This is a genomic window from Photorhabdus heterorhabditis (genome assembly GCF_001280945.1).
Taxonomy (GTDB): Bacteria; Pseudomonadota; Gammaproteobacteria; order Enterobacterales; family Enterobacteriaceae; genus Photorhabdus; species Photorhabdus heterorhabditis.
Genome location: NZ_LJCS01000001.1, coordinates 12,906 through 35,572, shown reverse-complemented (window position 1 = coordinate 35,572; position 22,667 = coordinate 12,906). Strand labels below are relative to the sequence as shown.

19 protein-coding genes are annotated in these 22,667 nt (G+C 40.9%); 6 read left to right on the top strand and 13 right to left on the bottom strand.

Translation table 11 applies throughout. The features are described 5' to 3' along the window. Window positions 1-77: 77 nt before the first annotated feature. Complete coding sequence (gene metG / locus AM629_RS00165) at window positions 78-2,105, bottom strand: methionine--tRNA ligase (protein WP_054475021.1); 2,028 nt, start codon at window positions 2,103-2,105, stop codon at window positions 78-80. Window positions 2,106-2,325: 220 nt separating this feature from the next. Between metG and apbC the strand changes: the two genes are divergently transcribed. From apbC to asmA, 4 genes are all read left to right on the top strand, one after another. After that, window positions 2,326-3,438, top strand: coding sequence for an iron-sulfur cluster carrier protein ApbC (apbC, locus tag AM629_RS00160; protein WP_054475019.1), 1,113 nt, complete (start codon window positions 2,326-2,328; stop codon window positions 3,436-3,438). A gap of 243 nt (window positions 3,439-3,681) precedes the next feature. Beyond that, window positions 3,682-4,323: a uridine kinase gene (gene udk / locus AM629_RS00155; protein WP_054475018.1), complete on the top strand. Its 642-nt coding sequence runs from the start codon at window positions 3,682-3,684 to the stop codon at window positions 4,321-4,323. 62 nt (window positions 4,324-4,385) lie between these two features. Beyond that, window positions 4,386-4,967 (top strand): dCTP deaminase, encoded by a 582-nt coding sequence (gene dcd / locus AM629_RS00150; protein WP_054475017.1) that lies wholly within the window; start codon window positions 4,386-4,388, stop codon window positions 4,965-4,967. A 54-nt stretch (window positions 4,968-5,021) separates the two neighbouring features. Then, window positions 5,022-6,854, top strand: coding sequence for an outer membrane assembly protein AsmA (gene asmA, locus AM629_RS00145; RefSeq protein ID WP_054475015.1), 1,833 nt, complete (start codon window positions 5,022-5,024; stop codon window positions 6,852-6,854). 273 nt (window positions 6,855-7,127) lie between these two features. Here asmA and AM629_RS00140 read toward each other — a convergent pair whose 3' ends face one another. Further along, the gene (locus AM629_RS00140; protein ID WP_054475013.1) at window positions 7,128-7,565 is read right to left on the bottom strand and encodes a GNAT family N-acetyltransferase; all 438 of its coding nucleotides are present in this window, start codon (window positions 7,563-7,565) and stop codon (window positions 7,128-7,130) included. A 327-nt stretch (window positions 7,566-7,892) separates the two neighbouring features. Continuing rightward, window positions 7,893-9,464: a TerC family protein gene (locus AM629_RS00135; protein ID WP_054475010.1), complete on the bottom strand. Its 1,572-nt coding sequence runs from the start codon at window positions 9,462-9,464 to the stop codon at window positions 7,893-7,895. 249 nt (window positions 9,465-9,713) lie between these two features. On the opposite strand from AM629_RS00135, the gene gndA reads away from it, so the two are divergent. Beyond that, window positions 9,714-11,120 carry an NADP-dependent phosphogluconate dehydrogenase gene (gene gndA, locus AM629_RS00130; protein ID WP_054475007.1) on the top strand — a complete coding sequence of 469 codons (1,407 nt, stop codon included), beginning with the start codon at window positions 9,714-9,716 and terminating at the stop codon, window positions 11,118-11,120. Window positions 11,121-11,313: 193 nt separating this feature from the next. Here gndA and AM629_RS00125 read toward each other — a convergent pair whose 3' ends face one another. The 3 genes from AM629_RS00125 to AM629_RS00115 form a co-directional block, all read right to left on the bottom strand. Continuing rightward, window positions 11,314-11,943, bottom strand: a complete 630-nt coding sequence (locus AM629_RS00125) for a beta/gamma crystallin domain-containing protein (protein WP_054475005.1) — start codon at window positions 11,941-11,943, stop codon at window positions 11,314-11,316. Between the two features lie 1,074 nt (window positions 11,944-13,017). Beyond that, window positions 13,018-13,638 carry a beta/gamma crystallin domain-containing protein gene (locus AM629_RS00120; protein WP_054475003.1) on the bottom strand — a complete coding sequence of 207 codons (621 nt, stop codon included), beginning with the start codon at window positions 13,636-13,638 and terminating at the stop codon, window positions 13,018-13,020. A gap of 586 nt (window positions 13,639-14,224) precedes the next feature. Further along, on the bottom strand, window positions 14,225-14,716 hold the full coding sequence (locus AM629_RS00115; RefSeq protein ID WP_054475001.1) for a YbaK/prolyl-tRNA synthetase associated domain-containing protein: 492 nt from the start codon (window positions 14,714-14,716) through the stop codon (window positions 14,225-14,227). A gap of 292 nt (window positions 14,717-15,008) precedes the next feature. Between AM629_RS00115 and yiaY the strand changes: the two genes are divergently transcribed. Continuing rightward, a complete protein-coding gene (gene yiaY, locus AM629_RS00110) occupies window positions 15,009-16,160 on the top strand; it encodes an L-threonine dehydrogenase (protein WP_054474999.1) in 1,152 nt (383 codons plus the stop codon). A 324-nt stretch (window positions 16,161-16,484) separates the two neighbouring features. Here yiaY and hisIE read toward each other — a convergent pair whose 3' ends face one another. Genes hisIE through hisD form a run of 7 tightly spaced genes read right to left on the bottom strand, consistent with a single transcriptional unit; the run spans window position 16,485 to window position 22,664 of the window. Then, on the bottom strand, window positions 16,485-17,090 hold the full coding sequence (gene hisIE / locus AM629_RS00105) for a bifunctional phosphoribosyl-AMP cyclohydrolase/phosphoribosyl-ATP diphosphatase HisIE (RefSeq protein WP_054474997.1): 606 nt from the start codon (window positions 17,088-17,090) through the stop codon (window positions 16,485-16,487). After that, window positions 17,084-17,860 (bottom strand): imidazole glycerol phosphate synthase subunit HisF, encoded by a 777-nt coding sequence (hisF, locus tag AM629_RS00100; protein ID WP_054474995.1) that lies wholly within the window; start codon window positions 17,858-17,860, stop codon window positions 17,084-17,086. The genes hisIE and hisF overlap by 7 nt, the downstream gene beginning before the upstream one ends. After that, a complete protein-coding gene (gene hisA / locus AM629_RS00095; RefSeq protein WP_054474994.1) occupies window positions 17,842-18,579 on the bottom strand; it encodes a 1-(5-phosphoribosyl)-5-[(5-phosphoribosylamino)methylideneamino]imidazole-4-carboxamide isomerase in 738 nt (245 codons plus the stop codon). Before hisA ends, hisF begins: the two co-directional genes overlap by 19 nt. 5 nt (window positions 18,580-18,584) lie before the next feature. Next, window positions 18,585-19,175 (bottom strand): imidazole glycerol phosphate synthase subunit HisH, encoded by a 591-nt coding sequence (gene hisH / locus AM629_RS00090; protein WP_054474992.1) that lies wholly within the window; start codon window positions 19,173-19,175, stop codon window positions 18,585-18,587. Then, window positions 19,175-20,242: a bifunctional histidinol-phosphatase/imidazoleglycerol-phosphate dehydratase HisB gene (gene hisB, locus AM629_RS00085; RefSeq protein WP_054474990.1), complete on the bottom strand. Its 1,068-nt coding sequence runs from the start codon at window positions 20,240-20,242 to the stop codon at window positions 19,175-19,177. Before hisB ends, hisH begins: the two co-directional genes overlap by 1 nt. Then, window positions 20,242-21,345, bottom strand: a complete 1,104-nt coding sequence (hisC, locus tag AM629_RS00080) for a histidinol-phosphate transaminase (RefSeq protein ID WP_054474988.1) — start codon at window positions 21,343-21,345, stop codon at window positions 20,242-20,244. Before hisC ends, hisB begins: the two co-directional genes overlap by 1 nt. A gap of 2 nt (window positions 21,346-21,347) precedes the next feature. Then, window positions 21,348-22,664, bottom strand: coding sequence for a histidinol dehydrogenase (gene hisD, locus AM629_RS00075; RefSeq protein WP_054474986.1), 1,317 nt, complete (start codon window positions 22,662-22,664; stop codon window positions 21,348-21,350). Window positions 22,665-22,667: the final 3 nt, after the last annotated feature.

Sequence of the window (22,667 nt, the reverse complement as noted above, 5' to 3'; positions counted from 1 at the left end):
GTGCCATAAATCACATTTAAAAAAGCGGGGATCATGGCTGATCCCCGCTAAGATATATTCATAAGATGAATTTATTGCTATTTCACTTGCATACCGGGTTGTGCACCGCTGTCAGGGCTGAGTAGGAAAATATCTTTTCCGCCAGGGCCAGCAGCCATTACCATACCTTCAGAAACACCAAAGCGCATTTTACGCGGCGCCAGGTTAGCCACCATCACGGTCAAACGGCCTTCCAGCGCTTTTGGATCAGGATAACTGGAGCGGATACCGGAAAACACCTGACGAGTTTCGCCACCCAGATCCAGATTCAGTTTCAGTAACTTATCTGAACCTTCTACGAAATCAGCTTGTTTAATAAGGGCGATTCGCATATCAACTTTAGCGAAATCATCAAAGGTGATCGTGTCTTGAATGGGATCATCTGCCAATGGGCCACTGACTTTCTGTGGTGTGTTAATGTTTTCCTTAGATGCAGCAACCATAACATTCACTTTGTCCATATCCATACGGCTGAACAGAGCCTTAAAGGCGGAAACCTGATGATCCAGTAGAGGTTGTTCAATGTCATTCCAAGTTAATTCTGTGTTCAGGAACGCTTCGGCACGTTCTGCCAGACTTGGCAAAACCGGTTTAAGGAAAGTCATTAGAACACGGAACAGGTTGATTCCCATTGAACAGATAGCTTGAAGATCTGCATCACGGCCTTCTTCTTTTGCCACAACCCATGGCGCTTGTTCATCCACATAACGGTTTGCTAAATCAGCCAGAGTCATGATTTCACGGATTGCTTTACTGAATTCGCGGTTATTGAACTCTTCTTCGATCACTTTCGCCCCATCAATAAACTTCTGGTAAAGCGCTGGATCAGCCAGTTTATCCGCCAGCTTGCCACTAAACCGTTTATTAATGAAACCTGCATTACGGGATGCCAAGTTAACAACTTTGTTAACGATATCGCTGTTAACACGCTGAACAAAATCTTCCAGATTCAAATCGATATCGTCAATACGGGAAGAGAGTTTAGCTGCATAGTAATAGCGCAGGCAGTCTGCATCCAGATGATCCAAGTAAGTGCTGGCCTTAATAAAAGTACCACGGGATTTGGACATTTTTGCACCGTTTACGGTCACGTAGCCGTGAACAAATATATTTGTTGGCTTACGATAACCGCTGCCTTCCAGCATGGCAGGCCAGAACAGACTGTGGAAATAGACAATATCTTTACCGATAAAGTGATAAAGATCAGCGGTGGAATCTTTTGCCCAGAAATCATCAAAGCTCAGATTTCCGCGTTTGTCACATAAATTTTGGAAGGAACCCATATAGCCAATAGGAGCATCCAGCCAAACATAGAAATATTTGCCGGGCGCATCAGGAACTTCAAAACCAAAATAAGGGGCATCACGGGTGATATCCCACTGTTGTAAACCGGACTCAAACCATTCTTGCATTTTGTTAGCAACTTGCTCCTGTAATGCACCGGAGCGGGTCCATGCTTGTAGCATGTTACTGAATGCAGGTAAATCGAAGAAAAAGTGTTCTGTTTCACGCATTTCTGGTGTCGCACCAGAGACAGCCGAACGTGGGTTGATCAGCTCAGTAGGACTGTAAGTAGAACCGCAAACTTCACAGTTATCGCCGTATTGATCTTCTGCTTTGCATTTCGGGCAATTGCCTTTTACAAAGCGATCCGGCAGGAACATACCTTTCTCAGGATCATATAACTGAGAAATAGTACGATTCTTAATATGACCGTTCTTTTTCAGCTCCAGATAAATTTTAGTTGATAACTCTTGGTTCTCTTTGCTGTGCGTGGAGTGATAGTTATCATAGCTAACTGAAAAGCCAGTAAAATCCTGATGATGTTCTTGGTTCACGGCTGCGATCATCTCTTCAGGAGCAATACCCATTTGCTGAGCTTTCAGCATGACTGGTGTTCCATGAGCATCGTCGGCGCAGATAAAGTGAACCTCTTTGCCGCGCATTCGCTGAAAACGGACCCAAATATCTGCCTGGATATGTTCCAGCATGTGACCGAGATGGATTGGACCGTTAGCATATGGTAACGCACACGTCACCAATAATTTTTTTGCGACTTGAGACATAATAAGGATCTGACTTCCATAAGTGAAAAAGGGAATTCGATGTTACCTGATCAGAAAAATTGTCGCTAGGGTAACACTTAATCTTAGCGAGTTTTATTGAATAAAAATCGAATCAGTGAGCTGGAAATGAGTTTTTATACCTGATCTTATCCGAACTCGTTTGGTTCTGTTATGATGAAAAGATGGTTTTTAGGTAATAGCGATAATCAAAGGAGCCGGGATGAACTCACAATCCCCCGAGCAGACCAATCCTGACCTGCTGAAATCTCAGGTAACAAAAATACTTGCTACCTTTACACATCTGACATTGGAACACGATCTGACAACTCTAAAAGCACTGCATCACTGCACGATGCTTGATGGTGTTCTACATATTGAATTGATAATGCCGTTCGTGTGGCAACGTGGCTTTGAAGCGTTGAAACAGGCAACAACCCAAAAATTGCAGGCGATAACGGGTGCAAAATCTGTTGCGTGGAAACTGAACCATGATATCAGCACATTACGTCGTGCTAACGATCTGCCAGGAATTAATGGTGTCCGTAATATTTTAGCGGTCAGTTCAGGCAAAGGCGGTGTAGGTAAATCCAGTACAGCCGTAAATCTGGCACTGGCGCTGGCTCAGGAAGGTGCAAAAGTGGGTATTTTGGATGCAGATATCTACGGTCCTTCTGTCCCGAATATGCTGGGAACAACTAAAGAGCGCCCAACTTCTCCAGATGGGCAGCATATGGCGCCTATCATGACTCACGGCCTTGCCACTAACTCAATTGGTTATCTGGTGACCGATGACAATGCAATGGTATGGCGCGGCCCGATGGCCAGTAAAGCATTGATGCAGATGCTACAAGATACATTGTGGCCGGATCTTGATTATCTGGTTATTGATATGCCACCAGGAACCGGTGATATTCAGCTTACTTTGTCACAAAATATTCCGGTAACTGGCGCTCTGGTGGTAACAACGCCACAGGATATTGCATTGATTGATGCGATGAAAGGCATCGTGATGTTCCAAAAAGTTAAGGTTCCTGTACTGGGTATTATTGAAAACATGAGTGCGCATATTTGCAGCAACTGCGGTCATCTGGAGCCTATCTTCGGTACTGGAGGGGCGGAAAAATTGGCAGCTAAATATAACTGCAAATTACTGGGACAAATCCCCCTGCATATTTCCTTACGTGAAGATCTAGACCGTGGTGAACCAACCGTTATCAGTAATCCTGATAGTGAATTCACGGATATTTACCGTGAAATTGCAGCGAATATTTCTGCACAAATGTACTGGCAGGGTGAGAAGATTCCGACGGAGATTTCATTCCGCGCGGTTTAAGAATCTAATTTGACTGATGGAACGGGTAATTGAGCTTTTCATTGCCCGTTTTTTGTGTATATGAAGAAAAAATTCTTTTCAGATTTTACTTGTTGCATGCTTTTTATGCGAAACGCTTCGAAAAAATGAGACTTAATCTTGTTTACACTGGAACAGATACAATTAACTCCCTATAATCTCGCCCGACTCAGCACTCATCGGTGCTTTGTTCCCCATTTTTTCTAGAATCAGGTTATCTCTATTATGGCTGACGAAGCACACCAGTGCACAATTGTAGGAATTTCCGGTGCATCTGCCTCAGGTAAAAGTCTCATTGCTAATACACTTTACCGTGAATTACGCGCTCAGGTTGGTGATCACAATATCGGTATTATACCAGAAGATTGCTACTATAAAGACCAAAGCGATCTATCAATGGAGGAGCGTTATAAGACCAATTATGACCATCCAAGTTCAATGGATCACAATCTGCTCTTTGCTCACCTGCAAGCTTTGAAAGCCGGTAAATCAATTGAATTACCACAGTACGACTATGTTGCTCATACCCGCAAACCAGAAGCGATTCATTTTGCACCAAAAAGAGTTATCATTCTGGAAGGTATTTTGTTACTGACAGATAAACGCTTGCGTCAGGAGATGGACTTCTCTATTTTCATTGATACGCCATTGGATATTTGTCTTATGCGCCGGATTAAACGGGATGTTCATGAACGGGGACGTTCTTTAGATTCTGTTATTGAGCAATATCATAAAACCGTGCGTCCAATGTTTCTGCAATTTATTGAACCATCAAAACAATATGCAGATATTATTGTGCCGCGCGGAGGTAAAAACCGGGTAGCGATTGATGTATTGAAAGCCAAAATTGGTCAGTTCTGCGAATAATGAATAATAAAGCTTTGCTTATCAGGCGTTGATGAGCATCATCGTATTTGAGAGGGAAAATAATGCGACTCTGTGATCGCGACATTATTAAATGGCTTGATGAAGGTAAACTGGTCATTTCTCCACGTCCGCCGATTGAACGAATTAATGGGGCAACTGCTGATGTTCGCCTTGGAAATCAGTTTCGTGTTTTCCGTGGTCATACTGCCGCATATATTGATTTGAGTGGCCCAAAAGATGAAGTCAGTGCTGCTCTTGATCGCGTGATGAGTGATGAAATTATTCTGTCTGATAATGAAGTGTTTTTCCTTCATCCTGGAGAGTTGGCACTGGCTGTCACTTTGGAATCCGTTACGCTGCCTGATGATTTGGTGGGGTGGCTTGATGGGCGTTCTTCTCTTGCCCGTCTTGGATTAATGGTACATGTGACAGCACATCGGATTGATCCGGGCTGGCATGGTCAGATTGTTCTCGAATTCTATAATTCTGGTAAGTTGCCTCTGGCATTACGTCCGGGTATGGTGATTGGGGCTTTGAGTTTTGAACCGTTGTCTGGTTCGGCTGATCGTCCATATAACCGTCGTCAGGATGCGAAATATAAAAACCAGCAAGGCGCGGTAGGTAGCCGTATTGATGAAGATTAATACGGCAATGGTTACTGAGTTACATTTACCGCTTTGACATTAGCTGAGGAAGTCATGAAGAGATTACTAACGACACTGGTTATTTTGCTGGTCGTGATTATTGCCGGTTTGGTAGCATTAGTCATGTTAGTAAATCCGAATGACTTTCGTGCTTATATGATTAAACAGGTGCAAAAGAAGAGTGGCTATCATCTCGTCATGCAAGATAGTATGCGCTGGCATGTCTGGCCAAAACTTAGCATCATTACCGGACGTATGTCATTGACTGCACCAAATGCGATACAGCCAACGGTTACGGCAGAAAATATGCGTTTGGATGTTGAGTTGTGGCCACTTTTTTCGCATCGGCTTGCGGTTAAAGAGGTCATGCTGAAAGGGGCGGTGTTGCAATTCACTCCTGAGAGCAAGTCTCAGCAAAAAGAGAATGAACCCGTTGCACCGAAAGGAAATATAGTAAATCCTGTAGGTAAAGGTGAACGCTGGAAGCTTGATATTGACAAAATTAAGATCGCGGATAGTTTGCTTATCTGGCAGGATAGTGATCATTCTCAATTAAATATCCGTGATATTAATCTGCTGATGGAGCGGGACGACCAAAACCATATCAGCGTGGAGTTGAGCAGTAAGGTCAGTAAAAATCAGCAAGAACTTGCTTTTAATCTTAATGCAGACGTAGATATTGCTGATTATCCTTATCGTGTTGCCGGTAATATTGATTCTTTTGATTATCAGCTTCAAGGGGTTGGTATCCCCACGGGGGGCATCAGTGGTTCAGGGAAAGTTAATGCAGTTTACCAGGAAGAAACCACTGGGGAGCCACAAACAATCTCTTTACAGGCGCTTAATTTCACTGCCAATGAGAGTGAGTTGTCTGGCAGTATAAAGGCAATATTAGCAGCATATCCTGATTATCAGATAAATTTATCTTCCAAAAAGCTGAACTTAGATAATTTGGTGGGATGGGATCTGCCTCCTAAAGATGATTCGGAAATTAAACGCTATTATCGAGTAGAAAATAGCTTAGCCAAACCTGTGATCGCAGTTTCAAGCTCTGCGCAGCCTGATTATAGTGCTAAATTTCTGAATGATTTTAATGCTAATGTTACCATTAATGCGGACAAATTTATTTATCGGGGAATGGAGATCGATAACCTGATATTTAAGGCGGTCAGTCATAGGGGGCTTGCTGAAATTTCTTCCCTGAGTGGAAAATTGTTTGGTGGTCACTTCTCTATTCCAGCTACTCTGGATGCAACAGGTGATCAGCTTAGATTACATACAAAGCCTTTACTGCAAAATATAGAATTGGAACCCGTACTAAAAGCATTTTCTTTACCACTGGTATTTAGTGGTAAATTCAATCTGAACGGGGATCTTTCTGGTAAAGGATACGACGATTATGCTATTTCGCATGCTTGGCAGGGTGATCTTAATTTCAGTTTAGTTGATGCCAAAATGCATGGGTTGAATATTCCACAATTAATCCAGCAATCTGTTGCCCGTATAACGAATAAAGTGAATATTCCAGATAATGTGGGTAACTTTACTGGCGCTAAAAAGCTTAATGTTAAAGCTGTGCTTAACCAGGGTGATATAAAAATCAATCAGCTTTATGCTGTATCTGATTTGTTGAATATTAACGGTCAGGGTAAAGCTAATTTACTTAAACAAAATGTTGATGTCGCCTTAAAAGTACAGATAACTCAAGAGTGGGGTGCGGATAATGAGCTGGTTCGCCGTTTGAGAAAGCTGAAAGTACCATTACGGATTTACGGTAATTGGGATAATCTGCAATACCATCTTGATATAGAACAATTACTACGTAATGAGTTGGAAAATAAAGCAAAACAGGCAATTTCCGATTGGGTTGAACGTAATAACAGTTAGCCCGTGTTTGATCTATACCCAATAGATTTCAAATTGCAGCGCGGCGGCAAGGGAGCGCATCCCCAGGAGCATAGATAACTATGTGACTGGGGTAAGTGAACGCAGCCAACAAAGCAGCAGCTTGAAAGATGAAGGGTATAGTGTATCGTTAAGAAGCTGAGCATTGAGTGGTATTCATATATGACAATTAACTACTCAGCTTAGTTGGATGCATAAATAATATTCTTATGGTTACCTGAAGAGCCAATTTGAACATCAAGAGGAGTTGCCAGTTTACATTTTAATAATTGCTAGCATTTCTTCATTGTTTTCATCCATGCCGACTTCAACGAAACCAAAACTGGCATAAAAGTCTTTCGCTACAAGATTATTTGGCTTGTAACAGATTTCGATTTCTTCCAATCCACCTGTCTGTTTAATTTCGTGAAGGGCTAGCTGCATTGCTTTGCGTCCAATACCTTTGTTTTGATGGTGTTTATCTACCATAAAACGCCAAATCGATATTCTTCTGTTTGTTTCTGGTACCCACATAAAAAATCCAATAGGTTTGCCGTCTAAGCAAATTGCGCGTGTTTGATATGATGGGTTGAATTTTGATTCAACCAGTGACCATGTATTATCTGCAACATATTCATATTGGTCTTTGGTTACCGTTAAGTCACAGACATCTTCATAATTGTCTTTATTCACATCTGTAAGGGCTATATTCACGTAATATCCTTTTATAGCTGTTATCTTTCAAGTTGCCTCTTGAAATCTATTGGGTATAGATTAATAGTATTACCGATTGGCAGTTTATATGAAGTTTATTGAATTGCAAAGCTATGGGACTGTGTTTTCCATTCCTATAATTTTAGGTCACTTAACATTGAGTATTTGAGCAAGTTTTTATGAGATGAACTATTAACCGTATCTGTATATGGTATTGATAACAAAAGCTAAAAATAACCCGGTACAGTTTAAACTGACCGGGTTTTATTTTGTCCCAGAGGAAAAACTCAGTGATGGGAAATACTCTTAGTGAACAATAGCACTGAATTATTCTTTATTTTCTTCCTCTGAAACGAGCGGTGTAATTTTTACCTTATTGATCCGGTGACTGGTAACTTCCAGTGGTTCAAACAAGTAATTACCAATCTGAAATTGTTCACCTTGTTGTGGAATATGTTGTGAATGTTCCATTAATAAACCTGCCAAGGTTTGATATTCACGCTTTTCATCCAGTTGCAAAGGAACATAAAGGATCAAATCATCCAGTGGCATATAACCATTGGCAATCCAGCAACCATTTTCAGTTGCTTGTATGTCATGTCGGGCATCAGTTTCTTCACCATCTACTGGCAAATTACCTGCGATAGTTTCCATGACATCTGTCAGAGTAACCACACCTTCCACGGAACCAAATTCGTCAACCACAAACGCAAAATGAGTTTGTGCCCGACGGAACTGTTCTAACGCTTGAAGGAGTGAAAGATGCTCTGGGAAAATCAGAGGTTGTTTTATCAGCGACTGTAAATCAAAAGGCTGTTGATTAAGTTGTTGGTTGAGCAGATCAATAACATGGACAACACCTAATGGTTCATCACTGGTATTTTCATCTGTTACAACAATGCGTGTATGAGGACTTTTACTCAGTATTTGCGTCAGGTTTTCTGCTGGGGCATTAATATCAAGATACTCCACATCGTGGCGGGAGGTCATGATACTGTTGACGTTACGTTGAGCCATACCCAGCACTCGGGCAATCATCTGGCGCTCTTGTGGATCAAACACTTCTTGATTGTCAGAAATCAGATTGGATGTGTGATTATCCAATTCTGCATTTTCATGTTTACCGCTAAGGATACGTAAAACGGCTTCTGCGGTTCTTTCACGTAGTGAGCGGGAAGCAGTAAGAAATCTGCGGCGGTTAAACTGAGCGAATTGGTTTAGGGATTCAATCATAATTGAGAAGCCGATAGCGGCATACAAGTAACCTTTTGGTATGTGATAACCAAAGCCTTCTGCTACCAGACTGAAGCCAATCATCAGTAAGAAACTTAGACAGAGAATCACGATTGTCGGGTGGGCATTGACGAAGGTTGTTAGCGGCTTACTTGCCAGTATCATCAGGAACATCGCAATGGTTACTGCCGCGATCATGACACCGATATTATCCACCATACCGACAGCGGTAATCACTGAATCTAATGAAAATACGGCATCAAGGACAATTATTTGAACGACAACCGTCCAAAATTTAGAAGTTTTGTGTTGTTGTCCTGAGTGCGCATCTTTCCCTTCCAGCCGTTCATTCAACTCCATAGTTGCTTTGAATAGCAGGAAGAGGCCGCCCACTAACATAATCAGGTCACGGGCACTGAATGGATGTTCCCAAAGCGTAATTAATGGATTAGTTAGCGTTATCAGCCAAGAGAGACTAAAAAGTAGTACGACACGCATCAGTAGTGCACAGGTTAGCCCTGTAATACGTGCTTTATCTCTTTGTTTTTCAGGAAGTTTATCTGCCAGAATGGCAATAAAAACCAAGTTGTCGATTCCGAGGACAATTTCTAGAACGATAAGAGTAGCCAGTCCGGCCCATATCGTTGGATCTGCGATCCATTCCATACAGTTTGTTTTACCTTTTAATATGACGGCTTATGCCGAGCTATGAATAATGGGCATTGACTCATAAAATTTCAATAGTTGATTTTTCATATGAGGAAGTTTTTTTAAAAAAATGAGGGATGGCAGTATCGATTGCACCAATGAACTATCCACTAAGCCTAATCCTGAGTTAACATGTGATCACATTAACAAATTGTCCAGCAATAATCATTATTGGTGGGCAGTATTATCATCAGACAGGAGTTATTCATGTCCAAGCAGCAGATTGGTGTTGTTGGTATGGCAGTGATGGGGCGTAACCTGGCACTGAATATTGAGAGCCGTGGTTATTCCGTATCTATATTTAACCGTTCCAGTGATAAAACTGACGAAGTCATTGCCGAGAATCCAGGGAAAAAATTAGTTCCAAATTACACTATCGAAGAATTTGTCGATTCACTGGAAAAACCGCGTCGTATTCTGCTAATGGTTAAGGCTGGTGAAGCAACTGATAAAACTATTGCCTCACTGACACCACATCTGGATAAAGGTGACATTTTGATTGATGGTGGTAATACTTATTTTCAGGATACTATCCGCCGTAATCGGGAACTTTCTGCTCAAGGCTTTAATTTTATCGGTACTGGGGTTTCCGGGGGAGAAGAGGGGGCATTGAAAGGCCCTTCTATCATGCCTGGTGGTCAGAAAGCAGCGTATGAGTTAGTTGCTCCAATTTTGCAAGAGATTGCGGCTAAGGCTGAAGGGGAGCCTTGTGTCGCGTATATTGGTCAGGATGGCGCCGGTCATTATGTGAAAATGGTCCACAATGGGATTGAATATGGTGATATGCAGCTTATTGCTGAAGCCTATTCTTTATTGAAATATTCTCTGAACCTGAGCAATGAAGAGCTATCTGAGATTTTCACCGATTGGAATAACGGTGAATTGAGTAGCTATTTGATTGAAATCACAGCTGACATTTTCCGTAAGAAGGATGAAAACGGTCAATATCTGGTTGATGTGATCTTGGATGAAGCGGCAAATAAAGGTACGGGTAAATGGACCAGCCAGAGTTCCCTTGACCTAGGCATTCCAGTTACTTTGATCACGGAATCTGTATTTGCACGTTATATTTCTTCTCTGAAAGATCAGCGTATCGCGGCTGCTAAAGTTCTGAGTGGGCCGGTAATACAACCATTCAAGGGGGATAAAGCTGAATTTATTGAGAAAGTACGCCGTGCGCTTTATCTGGGTAAAATAGTTTCTTATGCTCAAGGCTTCCAGCAGTTGAAAACTGCATCCGATGAATATCAGTGGGCATTGAACTATGGCGAGATCGCTGGGATTTTCCGGGCAGGTTGTATTATTCGTGCTCAGTTCTTGCAAAAAATTACTGATGCATATACTGAAAATGCTGATATTGCTAACCTGTTGTTGGCACCCTATTTCAAGAAAATTGCTGATGAGTATCAGCAGGCACTGCGTGATGTTGTGTCTTATGGTGTGCAGAATGGTATCCCGACTCCTACTTTTTCCGCAGCTATTTCTTACTACGATAGCTACCGTTCAGCGGTATTACCCGCAAACTTGATTCAGGCACAGCGTGACTACTTTGGTGCTCATACTTACAAGCGTACTGATAAAGAAGGTGTCTTTCATACTGAATGGATGGAGTGAATTCGGTTATCACAATTTAAAGTGAGGTAATGAGCAAGGAGAGTGAAGCGTTCGTCAGGGATGATATAGCATTGCCCTCTGTGATAATCCAGAAACACACTGTTGCGGTTATAATCAATATTTACCGCAACGGTGTGGCCTAAATTTGAATATGACCAACCTAAAAGAGACAGTAGATCATTGTCTTATCACATTAAGCAATGGGATTGGTATTGATGATATGAAAATCAAAGCGATTCTTTCCTACGTGGAGCAATTTCAGATTCCTTGGGAAATTGAGACCTTCATCAATAGTTGCGATACCATGTACATCATAAGAAAAATAGAATGATCCGTTCCCAATATATTCTCCGGTGTTGACATTTCTTACGTAAATTGAAGTTACTAACTTTTCCTGTATAAGGAGTTCATCTACGACAACATAATCTTCACCTGTCGCAGTATTAACTTCAATTTTATCTTGTCCTTCTCCATTATATATTTTAGTGGTTAGGGAGAATTTTATATCTGAATGAGTATCATCAATGACTCTTAGAGCAATCAGTCTGGTATCTTTCTGAGTGACTCTAAATTTAGATAACCCTCTAATTTCTTTATCAATATCTGGATTGTCGACTACCCATTCATAATATCTATTCTCTGGATCGTTATAGTGACGCCATGCCTGAACTTTTGATAATTTTCCAATTTTTACTGAAAGGAATTTATCGTTAAGATGAGAAGGAAGCGATATAATTTTATCTAGCTCTTGGTAATCGTGTGATTTACCTTGATAGTTTCTTCCTTCGAAGAAGGTTACACCTGTAATTGATTTTTTTACCATTATTCTCTACTCCTTAAAGTTGATTTAATTTATCAAAAAAACAATATAATAATTATTAAGTTACTTTGTGACACTTTCTTGAAAGCATACCTGATCATATTAGAGTTATAGTATTTACTTGGTTATAATTTTCATGCGAATTAGCGAGTGCTTTTTGATGTAATATTTGTCACTGGTAATGCATTTATTCCTTATCTTTAGATGTTAAACTCCCATTTAAAAAATAATAATATTAGACTAAGTAATATTAAAAATAGCACAAAAATGTATAAAGTAAAGTCAGTCAGAAAAACACATGAATAATGTCTTTTTAATCATGTTAATATAATGTAATACACTGTTTGGAATGTGAATGTTTGATGATTTTTTTAATTTATCTTTCGTGTTATCATTTTATTATGAATGTTTTTCATGTTTGGTGTTTTTAGAATGAATTATAAAATTATTACTTGTTGATAATGTTGGGAAAATTCCATTTGAAAAATGTTTAGTAATTTAATAATTGGATTTATATATAATTTATGAAATTAATCATTAGAGAAATATCTATCTGAATAAATACAGGTCATGATAATTATTTTAGTATGGCTTAATTTGATGTCTTATTTTAAGGTGTTAAAAATTTATATGATAATTTATGAAGAAAGCCATTTATAGCAAAGAATGACTTATTATTAAAAACTTAGTCTTCCGTAAAAGAACATCACTTTTATACCCAATAGATTTCAAGATGGATCGCGACGGCAAGGGAGCGAATCCTTGGGAGCCTATACCCAATAGATTTCAAGTTGCAGTGCGGCGTCAAGAGAACACATCCCCAGGAGCATAGATAACTCTGTGACTGGGGTAAGTGAACAGAGGCAACTTGAAAGATAACAGGTATATAAATTATTCATAATCCCTTATTTCATTACGTTGAGATAAATAAAAAATTATTTTTAGCAACGAAAAATTTCAAGAATAATAGAATACACCGTTGCGGTTCTTGATGCTATGCCGCAACGGTGTAGCTTAAATTTTCAGAACGTAGCTTGTCTGAAAACGATAATTAATTATCGTTATATTACGCCAGGATTAGTGAGAAAACTCGGTACTAATGATATGAATGTCAAAGCGATTATTACCTGCATTGACTATGCTAAGATTTTTAGGGAAATTAGCCTTCTCATCAATAGTAACAACACCATTTGAATCACGATAAAAATAGAATGATCCGTTATTAATATATTCTCCAGTATGGGTATTTCTTATTGCAATAGCGGTGACTAATTCTGTATTAAATGGGAGTATGCCAACAAGCGCATAATCATCATCAGTTGTCGTTTCAACCGGACCTACGCAATGGGTATTCGTGTACATGGAAAATTTTATGCCTGAATTAGTATCATCAATGACTCTTAATGCAACCAAGCATGTATCTTTTGATGTCACTTTAAACTTAGATAATCCTCTAATTTCTCTATCAATATCTGGGTGATCAAATTCCCATTCACGGTAGCGCTGACCTGGCTCACAATCACTAAGGTGACGCCACGCATAAACTTTTGATAGCGTTCCGATTCTTACTGAACGAAATCTATCATTAAGATCGTAAGGAAGAGGAATAATACTATCGTTTTCTGGGTAATGGTGTGATTCGCCCAGAAAGTATTTTCTATCGAAAAAGGTTGCACCTGTAATTAGCTTATTTGTCATATTTGTCTGTTCCTTAAGATGTATTTTAAAAGAGTATAATCTTTCTTTTCTAAAGCGGTTTTAGAATACAATGATTATGGAAATTTTGTATTAATAAAATATAACGAGAAGATGTATTAAATTATTGGCAATATAGCATTAATATAATTGATAAATCATTTCTGGTCGATATTTAAAATAAAATCTCTGAGATTGACGTAATTGAGAATTATTATCAAAAAACACTTTTCTGTGGATGGGAAAATTATTACGAAATGTAATTTATGCTTTTGAATATATGGCTAAACATTGAATAATTAGATGTTTGTAGCATTTGATAACTATATCTATGAACTTTACGTTTATATAACATGTTTGTAATGGTGTCTTTACCTAATGATATAAATTTACAGGAAAGTAGGATAGTTAACATTTTGAATGAATATATTTAAGATAATATCTTAAATAGCCTATTTTTATAGGCTGTTTAATTAGTTTTTGATTAATTGAATTAGATGATCATCTATTTACTTCAAGTTAGAAGTGGAATTAACTTATGATGTTTCTGCTCCCTGTCTATGGCTACTTTAATTTTCTTTAATGATGTTTATTCTACCCGACGAAAATTAACCAGTTCAGGTTGTGCGATCCGGAGATAATCTTTGGTGTTGAGAATTACTGAGCATTCAAGGCTTCCAGCATTGAATGCCAGTTCATCAAAACGTTCAAACAGTAAAGGGTCAGCAACCAGTTTCAGATCTGGATGGAAACTAAACGGTGGAATAGCACCGAATACACATTGTGTCAGTTTAGAAACTTCTTTAGGGCTTGCCAGTGATGCGCGAGAACCCCCAATCTGTTTTGCTAGTAAAGAGAGGTCAGCTTGTTGATCCGCAGGAAGAACAGCAAGCACATATTGACGAAATCCTTCTCCTTTGACATGACAAACCAGTCCTTTTGCTCCTTGTCCAAGCTGTGTGCCACGGATTTTTGCAACTTCTTCAGAGCGCCCTGCGGTTGGATGTTCAATGACTCGATAACAGGCATGATTTTCATCCAGTAATGTAGTTAGATTGCTAAATATTTCGTTAGAGGACAAAATAAACTCCTAAGTAATAGTAATAGTAATAATGTAATGAATTGATCTATGAGTTTTCATAATTATTTTATTAATTATATTTTCACCAAAACATATTACCAAATAAAAACATTATAAGATATGTATCCGAATGGATATCATCTGATCTTACTGAAATTCATTGGGTATATGGTTTTTTGAGATGTATGGTTTAAATGGAGCTATTATTTATAGTTCTATGAGGTGATTTTTAAGTCTTGGGGTTTTTTTATATATTTCCATATTATAACTATTTAATATTAAGGTATTGTCAATGATGACGACTAAATTTTTTATGCCATTAGTCAATATGATTGGAGTTGGCTGTCTGGTTGAAGCGGTAAATTCGATGAAAGATTATGGTTACAAGCGAGCATTAATTGTGACTGACCATATTTTAAATGAACTTGGAATAGTAGCAAAAGTTCAATCTTTGCTGGCTGATGTGGGTATTGAAAGTACGATTTACGATGGTACAAACCCGAATCCGACGACGGTTAACGTTTCTGAAGGTCTGACTATATTGCGTCAGAATAATAGCGATTGCATTATTTCATTAGGTGGTGGTTCACCGCATGATTGTGCAAAAGCTATTGTGTTACTAGCAGCCAATGGCGGAGATATCCGGGATTATGTAGGTATTGATCGATCATCTAAACCACATTTGCCGTTAATTGCCATTAATACTACTGCGGGTACTGCGTCAGAAATGACACGTTTCTCTGTCATTACTGATGTTGAGCACCATATTAAAATGGTTATCGCTGATAAAAATATAACCCCTATTTTGTCGGTGAATGATCCAGAATTGATGGTAGGAATGCCGAAAAGTTTAACTGCGGCGACGGGAATGGATGCAATGACCCATGCGGTTGAAGCTTATCTCTCTAAAGAATCCAATCCAATAACGGATGCTTGTGCACTAAAAGCGATCACTATGATTAGTCAGTCCTTACGCCAAGCAGTAGCAGATGGGAGTAACATAGAAGCCCGTGAAAACATGGCCTATGCACAATTTCTGGCGGGTATGGCATTTAATAGTGCGTTACTGGGATATGTTCATGCCATGTCTCACCAATTGGGTGGTTCCTATGATTTACCACATGGTGTATGTAATGCGGTTTTATTACCGCATGTTCAGGAATTTAATGCCAAAGTATCTGCTGGTCGTTTGAAGGATATTGCTGCGGCAATGGGGGTAGATGTAAGAACCATGGATGATCAGCAAGGGGCGGCAGCGTGTATTGATGAAATTCGTAAACTGTCAAAAGATATTGGCATTCCAGCTGGTTTGGCTGAACTGAATGTCAAACTGGAAGATCTGCCAATGTTGGCAACTAATGCTTTGAAAGATATATGTTGTTTGACTACCCCAGTTCAGGCTACCCACGAAGAAATCGTTGCAATTTTCAAAGCTGCCATGTGATGTAAATCCTCATTTCATAGGGCATAATTATCTACACATTGTTAAACTGACCCAAAATATTTGTGGCTAATTGGGTCAGTTTCTCGGCTGTCCTACAACTGTGCTCATCAATGAGCTATACAATTGCTCTTGCTTCCCGTAAGAACATATTCTTGGTGGCATATTTTCTTAACAATAATTGCAGCTACACATGGGTAAAAAAAGTCAAGGTACATGCTGATTACCATATGGAGATAAGCGGGCATTATTACTAGTACCCTGCAACTTTCTGGGAATTTAATCACTTGTGATTTAGTAGTGGGAGCAAGTTACCTGATTTCTCGCTCATCTTTCCCTTAACCGGCGAATAATACAACTGAGATCCAGATTTTGATCTTGCAGCAGAACCATTAAGTGATACATCAGGTCAGCCGCTTCATTTGTAAGTTCTTCTCTGTTATTAACTGTAGCTGCCAGAGCAGTTTCTACGCCTTCTTCACCGACTTTTTGAGCGATTCGTTTAGTGCCGCTGGCATATAACTTTGCTGTGTATGAGCTGTTTGGGTCGGCTGTTTTACGGCTAGCCAGCAATTTTTCAAGTTGAAAGAGAAAGCCCGATTCAGTTTGTGCCGGAGCGAAGCAACTGTTTGTACCAGAATGGCAGGTAGGGCCGATCGGATCAGCGAGTGCCAGTAGAGTATCATTGTCACAATCTGGATAAATCTTAACTAAGTTAAGAAAATGTCCAGAGCTTTCACCTTTGGTCCACAAACGTTGTTTGCGACGGGAAAAGAAAGTGATTTTGCCCGAGCTAATAGTGATATTAAGCGCCTCTTTATTCATATATCCCATCATTAGGACATCCCCGGATACCGCATGTTGCACGATAACTGGCATCATGTAGGAGACTTTTTCCCAATCCAATTTTTCGATTTGTTGTATGGTCAGCAAGTTCTTATCTCCACGCCTTGTTGTGAAAGGTACTGTTTTAATTCACCAATATTAATAATGTGTTTATGGAATACAGATGCGGCTAGTGCACCATCGACATTTGCTTGTTTAAAGGCGTCAAGGAAGTGTTCTGGTGCTCCTGCTCCGCCAGAGGCAATGAGAGGAACATGACAGATGTCGCGTACCTGTTTCAGCTGAACCAGATCGTAGCCATTGCGTACACCATCTTGATTCATCATATTTAACACGATTTCACCTGCGCCACGGCGTTGTGCTTCTGTTACCCAATCAAGAGTTTGCCATTGAGTGGCTGTTGTACGTTTCTCATCACCAGTGAATTGATAAACCCGATAGCCACCAGTAATTTCATCAAACCAGGTATCAACCCCGACGACTACGCACTGAACGCCGTAGCGATCTGCCAGGCGGGTAATCAAGGTTGGGTCAGTAAGTGCAGGGGAGTTAATGGAGATTTTATCTGCACCAAATGAGAGGATTTGTCCTGCATCTTCGACAGTCTTAATACCACCAGCAACGCAGAAAGGAATGTCAATCACTTCTGCGACTCTGGATACCCAACTTTTATCTACTACTCGTCCATCAGATGAAGCGGTGATATCGTAGAAAACTAATTCATCTGCGCCTTCTTTCGCATAGCGCTGAGCGAGTGGAACAATATCGCCGATGATTTCGTGATGACGAAATTGAACACCTTTAACTACTTGTCCATCATGGATGTCAAGACAAGGGATTATGCGTTTTGCCAACATTGAATTGCCTCCGTCAGGGTAAATTTCCCATCAAGTAATGCACGGCCAATAATAACCCCAGCTACACCGCTGGCAGGTAGGGATGCGATATCATTTAATGCTCCAATGCCCCCGGAAGCCTGAAGTGCAATTTGTGGATAGCATTGGCAAATTTCCCGATATAATTCAATGTTTGAGCCGTTCAGCGTGCCATCACGGGAAATATCGGTACAGAGTACATGTTTCAATCCAAACGGTAGATATTGTTCAATAACTTGTTCCAGAGTGGCTGCTGAATTCTCTTGCCAGCCATTGATAGCGATTTGCTTTACACCTGCATCATCGATGCGAACATCCAGCGCCAGTACAATAGCTTCTGGACCATAATGTTTAAACCATTGAGTAACTAATGTGGATTGTTTTATGGCGGTAGAACCGATAACAACTCGTTTAGCTCCGGCATCAAGTAGTACTTTTATATCTTCTTCTGTGCGGATGCCGCCACCGACCTGAACAGGGATGGAAACAGCTGAAAGTAACTTACTGAGTAAAGGGATTTGACGAGCTGACGGTTCTTTAGCACCTGTCAGATCGACCAGATGGAGCAATTTTGCTCCCTGTTGTTCATATTGTTGAAAATAGGACAGAGGATCATGTCCATAGTCTCGCTGTTGACAATAATTTCCCTGATGTAACCGTACTACTTTACCATCAATCAAATCTAATGCCGGTATAATCATTGCACTTACATCTCCAAAAAGTTTTTTAGTAGCTTGGCTCCAGCAGCGCCGGAACGTTCAGGGTGGAATTGCACCCCAAAGAAGTTGTCTTTAGCGATTGCGCCGCTGAAAGTATTGCCATATTTAGTTTGAGCAATTGTGTGTGCATTGATTGGCATTGCGTAACTATGGACAAAGTAAAAGTAGGCATAGTCTCCAATGCCCCGAAATAGCGGATGTCCCGCTTTTGGCAGTACCTGATTCCAGCCCATATGTGGTAACGGAAGCTGATTGGTAGCCATTTTTTTGACGGGTGAATCAATAAGTCCAAGCATCGTTACATTATTGCTTTCTTCGCTAGTAGTCGCGAATAACTGCATTCCAAGGCAAATACCTAATACAGGCTGGTTCAGTACTTTAATCAACGGTATAAGTTCCCGTTGTTTCAATTGATCCATTGCTGCACTGGCAGTACCAACGCCGGGTAAAAGTAATTTATCTGCTGCCAGGATCGTTGCTGTTTCTCGGCTGATTTCTGGTTCATAACCTAATCTGCGGATGGCATAAGCCACAGATGATAAGTTGGCGCAGCCAGTATCAAGAATGACGACTTTCATCACAAAACCCCTTTGGAACTTGGCAGTGTATCGCCTTCTATCCGAATCGCCTGACGTAGTGTCCGGCCAAAGACTTTAAATAGGCTTTCCGCTCTGTGGTGATCATTATTGCCTTTTGTCTTCAGGTGCAGTGTGCAGGCCATTGTATAAGAGAGTGAGCGGAAGAAGTGCTCGATCATTTCGGTGCTCAGATCACCTACTCGCTGATATTTGAATTCAGCGTTATATCCAAGATGCGGGCGACCGGAGATATCGAGAGCACAGCGAGCAAGGCATTCATCCATGGGTAATACAAAACCAAAACGAGAGATGCCTCGTTTATCGCCCAGAGCCAGTTTTAATGCTTCTCCGAGTGCTAGTCCGGTGTCCTCAACGGTGTGGTGATCATCAATACAGAGATCGCCTTTAACCTGAATATTCATGCGGAAACCACCATGGGTTGCAATTTGATCCAGCATATGATCAAAAAATCCGACGCCAGTATTGATTTTGCTGCCACCTTCACGATCGAGCCAAACTTCAATGTCGATGGATGTTTCTTTAGTGACACGTTGAATGTAAGCGTAACGATTTTGACGAGTCAATTGTTCACTTATGGTTGACCAGCTAAGACTTTCAGGATGATAGCGCAATCCCTGAATACCCATATTTTTAGCCAGTTGCAGATCGGTTTCCCGATCACCAATAACATAACTGTTAGCTGTATCCATTAAACCCTCTGCCAGATATTTTTCCACCAGTTTTGTTTTTGGCTTACGACAATTGCAGTTGTCTGCGGGTTTGTGAGGACAGATTAAAACTTCATCGAAATTGATCCCCTGAGAGTGAAAAATTTGCATCATCAGGTTGTGTGGCGGTTCAAACTCCGCTAATGGAAAATTTTCTGTACCCAGCCCATCCTGATTGGTGATCATAATCAGTTTGAAACCTGATTTTTGCAGGGCAAGCAATGCGGGAATAACGTTAGTTTCCAGTGCTAGTTTGTCCAAGCGATCAACTTGAAAGTCTGCTGGTGGTTCAGTAATCAGCGTGCCATCTCGGTCAATAAAAAGTAGTTTCTGGTTCATCAGCTTTCTATTTCCTTTGGTTGTTTGTTTTTAGTGGAAAGGGCGCTAATGGCTTCAACCACCTGTTCACACTCTTCACGAGTGCCTATAGTGATCCGCAGGCAACCATCCAAACCGGACTGTTTGCGCTGGTCGCGCAGGATAATCCCCTGATGCCATAATGTTCTGAAAACTATTTCAGCATCATAGAATTTCACTAGTATGTAGTTGGTTTCACTGGAAAATACCTTTTCAACGATTGCTAATTTATTCAGGGCATACTGCAAATAGTCGCGGTTCTCCTTTATTTCAACAACCCGTTTTTGCATAACGGCGATACCTTCTGCTGTCAGTGCTTGTGCTGCAATATTCGCAACGGGAGTAGAAAGCGGGTAAGGCGCAATGACTTTCAATAACAGGGCGATAATATCCACAGAGGCGAGAGTAAATCCACAGCGCAAACCAGCTAAAGCAAAAGCTTTCGAGAGGGTTCGCAAAATAACTAAATTCGGATAGTTTTTTAGCCAGCCTGCGATACTATTTTCCGGGCAGAATTCAATATATGCTTCATCAATCGCGACGATTGCGCGGTTGGTGGTCAGTTCCAGAATTTTGCGCAGTGAAGTGGAATTAATGGGATTCCCTGTTGGGTTATTAGGGCTACAAATGTAGAGCAGTTTTACTTGGTCGAGGTTATTTTCAATTTCTTTGATATCCAGTTGCCAATTTTCCTGAGTGGCAATTTTCTTTTGTTCGACACCAAAAGCTTCAGCGCTGACACTGTACATGCCATAAGTCGGAGGGCAGAACAGAACAGCATCTTGCCCAGGTTCACAAAATACGCGGATCAGGAGTTCAATGGATTCATCGGCACCACGACAGGCAAGTACTTGCTCAGGTTGTAAACCAGCATAGGCAGCATAACGGCGAATGACGGATACCGGCTGACAGTCAGGATAGCGGTTTAGTGTCTGCTCAGTGAACTGGAAATCAGGTGCCAGTGGGTATTCATTGGCATTCAACCAGACATCCCCGTTGCCTCCGAGGCGACGGGCGGACATATAAGGTATTAATTTGCGCACATTTTCCCGTGCTAACAGATTGACATCAAAAATGTTATCCATGTTCACTCCTTATCTGCAATATTTAGTGCTGCTACGCGTAAAGTTACTGCGTTTTTGTGAGCGGTTAGTTGTTCTGCCTGCGCCAGTGTTTCAATGGTCTGAGATAGGTTTAATAATCCTTGCGGAGTCAGTTGCTGAATAGTCATACGTTTCAGGAAATCAGCCAGACCAAGGCTGGAATAAGTTGAGGTGTAGCCATAGGTTGGCAGGACGTGGTTGGTTCCTGAAGCGTAATCTCCCGCAGATTCCGGCGACCAGTCACCGAGGAAAATAGACCCCGCATTGGTGATTTTTTCAACCCATTGTTCTGGCTGACGAGTTTGGATAATCAGGTGCTCAGGGCCATAGCAGTTGCTGATTTCTACACACTGTTGCAGGCTTTCTGTCACGATAATGCGGCTATGTTCTAGCGCCTTAGCCGCTATCAGATTGCGGGAAAGTTGGGACAGTTGTTTCTCGATTTCCTTTACAACTTCTTTGGCTAGCTTTTCGTCAGGAGTTACCAATATGACTTGTGAATCTGGGCCATGTTCTGCTTGTGAAAGTAAATCGGCGGCAGTAAATACTGGGTTTGCATCCTTATCAGCAATAATAAGCACTTCCGACGGGCCTGCGGGCATATCAATGGCGGCGCCATCTATTCGTTGGCTAATTTGCCTCTTAGCTTCAGTGACATAAGCATTACCTGGGCCAAAAATTTTGTCTATTTTAGGGACGGATTCTGTTCCGAACGCCATAGCTGCAATGGCTTGAGCACCGCCAATCTGGAATATTTCTGTAATCCCACATAATTTGGCAGCATAGAGAATTTCATCTGCAATAGGAGGTGGAGAACAAAGCACAACTTTACGGCAGCCTGCTATTTTGGCAGGTGTTCCAAGCATCAAAACTGTAGAGGGTAATGGCGCTGAACCGCCAGGGATATACAACCCGACAGAATCGATAGGCCGTGTTACTTGCTGGCAACGGACCCCTGGTTGAGTTTCTACTTCAATCTTTACAGGTTTTTGAGCTTCGTGGAAGATGCGGATATTATTCATTGCTTGCTGCATTGCCTGTTTAATATTTTTATTGAGGCGGTTATCTGCGGCAGTTATTTCTTCCGGCGAAATACGGATATTTTCAATGACGGTTTTGTCGAAACGTAGACTAAGTTCGCGCAGGGTGTGATCGCCCCGTTCTTTGACCGCATCCAGAATCTGTTCCACTGTGTGGGAAATTTCTTCGCAAGCGCCAACAGCAGGACGTGTCAGTAAAGCTTGTTGCTGTTTACCATTATATTCTTGCCAACGAACTAGGGGCTTGAAGCATGTCATCATCTT

Coding starts and splice junctions, on each gene's coding strand:
- AM629_RS00135 (WP_054475010.1), bottom strand. CDS start 9,464: ATGGAATGGATCGCAGATCCAACGATATGGGCCGGACTGGCTACTCTT.
- hisC (WP_054474988.1), bottom strand. CDS start 21,345: ATGGATAACATTTTTGATGTCAATCTGTTAGCACGGGAAAATGTGCGC.
- hisH (WP_054474992.1), bottom strand. CDS start 19,175: ATGAAAGTCGTCATTCTTGATACTGGCTGCGCCAACTTATCATCTGTG.
- hisF (WP_054474995.1), bottom strand. CDS start 17,860: ATGTTGGCAAAACGCATAATCCCTTGTCTTGACATCCATGATGGACAA.
- dcd (WP_054475017.1), top strand. CDS start 4,386: ATGCGACTCTGTGATCGCGACATTATTAAATGGCTTGATGAAGGTAAA.
- gndA (WP_054475007.1), top strand. CDS start 9,714: ATGTCCAAGCAGCAGATTGGTGTTGTTGGTATGGCAGTGATGGGGCGT.
- AM629_RS00120 (WP_054475003.1), bottom strand. CDS start 13,638: ATGACAAATAAGCTAATTACAGGTGCAACCTTTTTCGATAGAAAATAC.
- yiaY (WP_054474999.1), top strand. CDS start 15,009: ATGATGACGACTAAATTTTTTATGCCATTAGTCAATATGATTGGAGTT.
- hisA (WP_054474994.1), bottom strand. CDS start 18,579: ATGATTATACCGGCATTAGATTTGATTGATGGTAAAGTAGTACGGTTA.
- asmA (WP_054475015.1), top strand. CDS start 5,022: ATGAAGAGATTACTAACGACACTGGTTATTTTGCTGGTCGTGATTATT.
- AM629_RS00125 (WP_054475005.1), bottom strand. CDS start 11,943: ATGGTAAAAAAATCAATTACAGGTGTAACCTTCTTCGAAGGAAGAAAC.
- hisB (WP_054474990.1), bottom strand. CDS start 20,242: ATGAACCAGAAACTACTTTTTATTGACCGAGATGGCACGCTGATTACT.
- apbC (WP_054475019.1), top strand. CDS start 2,326: ATGAACTCACAATCCCCCGAGCAGACCAATCCTGACCTGCTGAAATCT.
- hisD (WP_054474986.1), bottom strand. CDS start 22,664: ATGATGACATGCTTCAAGCCCCTAGTTCGTTGGCAAGAATATAATGGT.
- udk (WP_054475018.1), top strand. CDS start 3,682: ATGGCTGACGAAGCACACCAGTGCACAATTGTAGGAATTTCCGGTGCA.
- metG (WP_054475021.1), bottom strand. CDS start 2,105: ATGTCTCAAGTCGCAAAAAAATTATTGGTGACGTGTGCGTTACCATAT.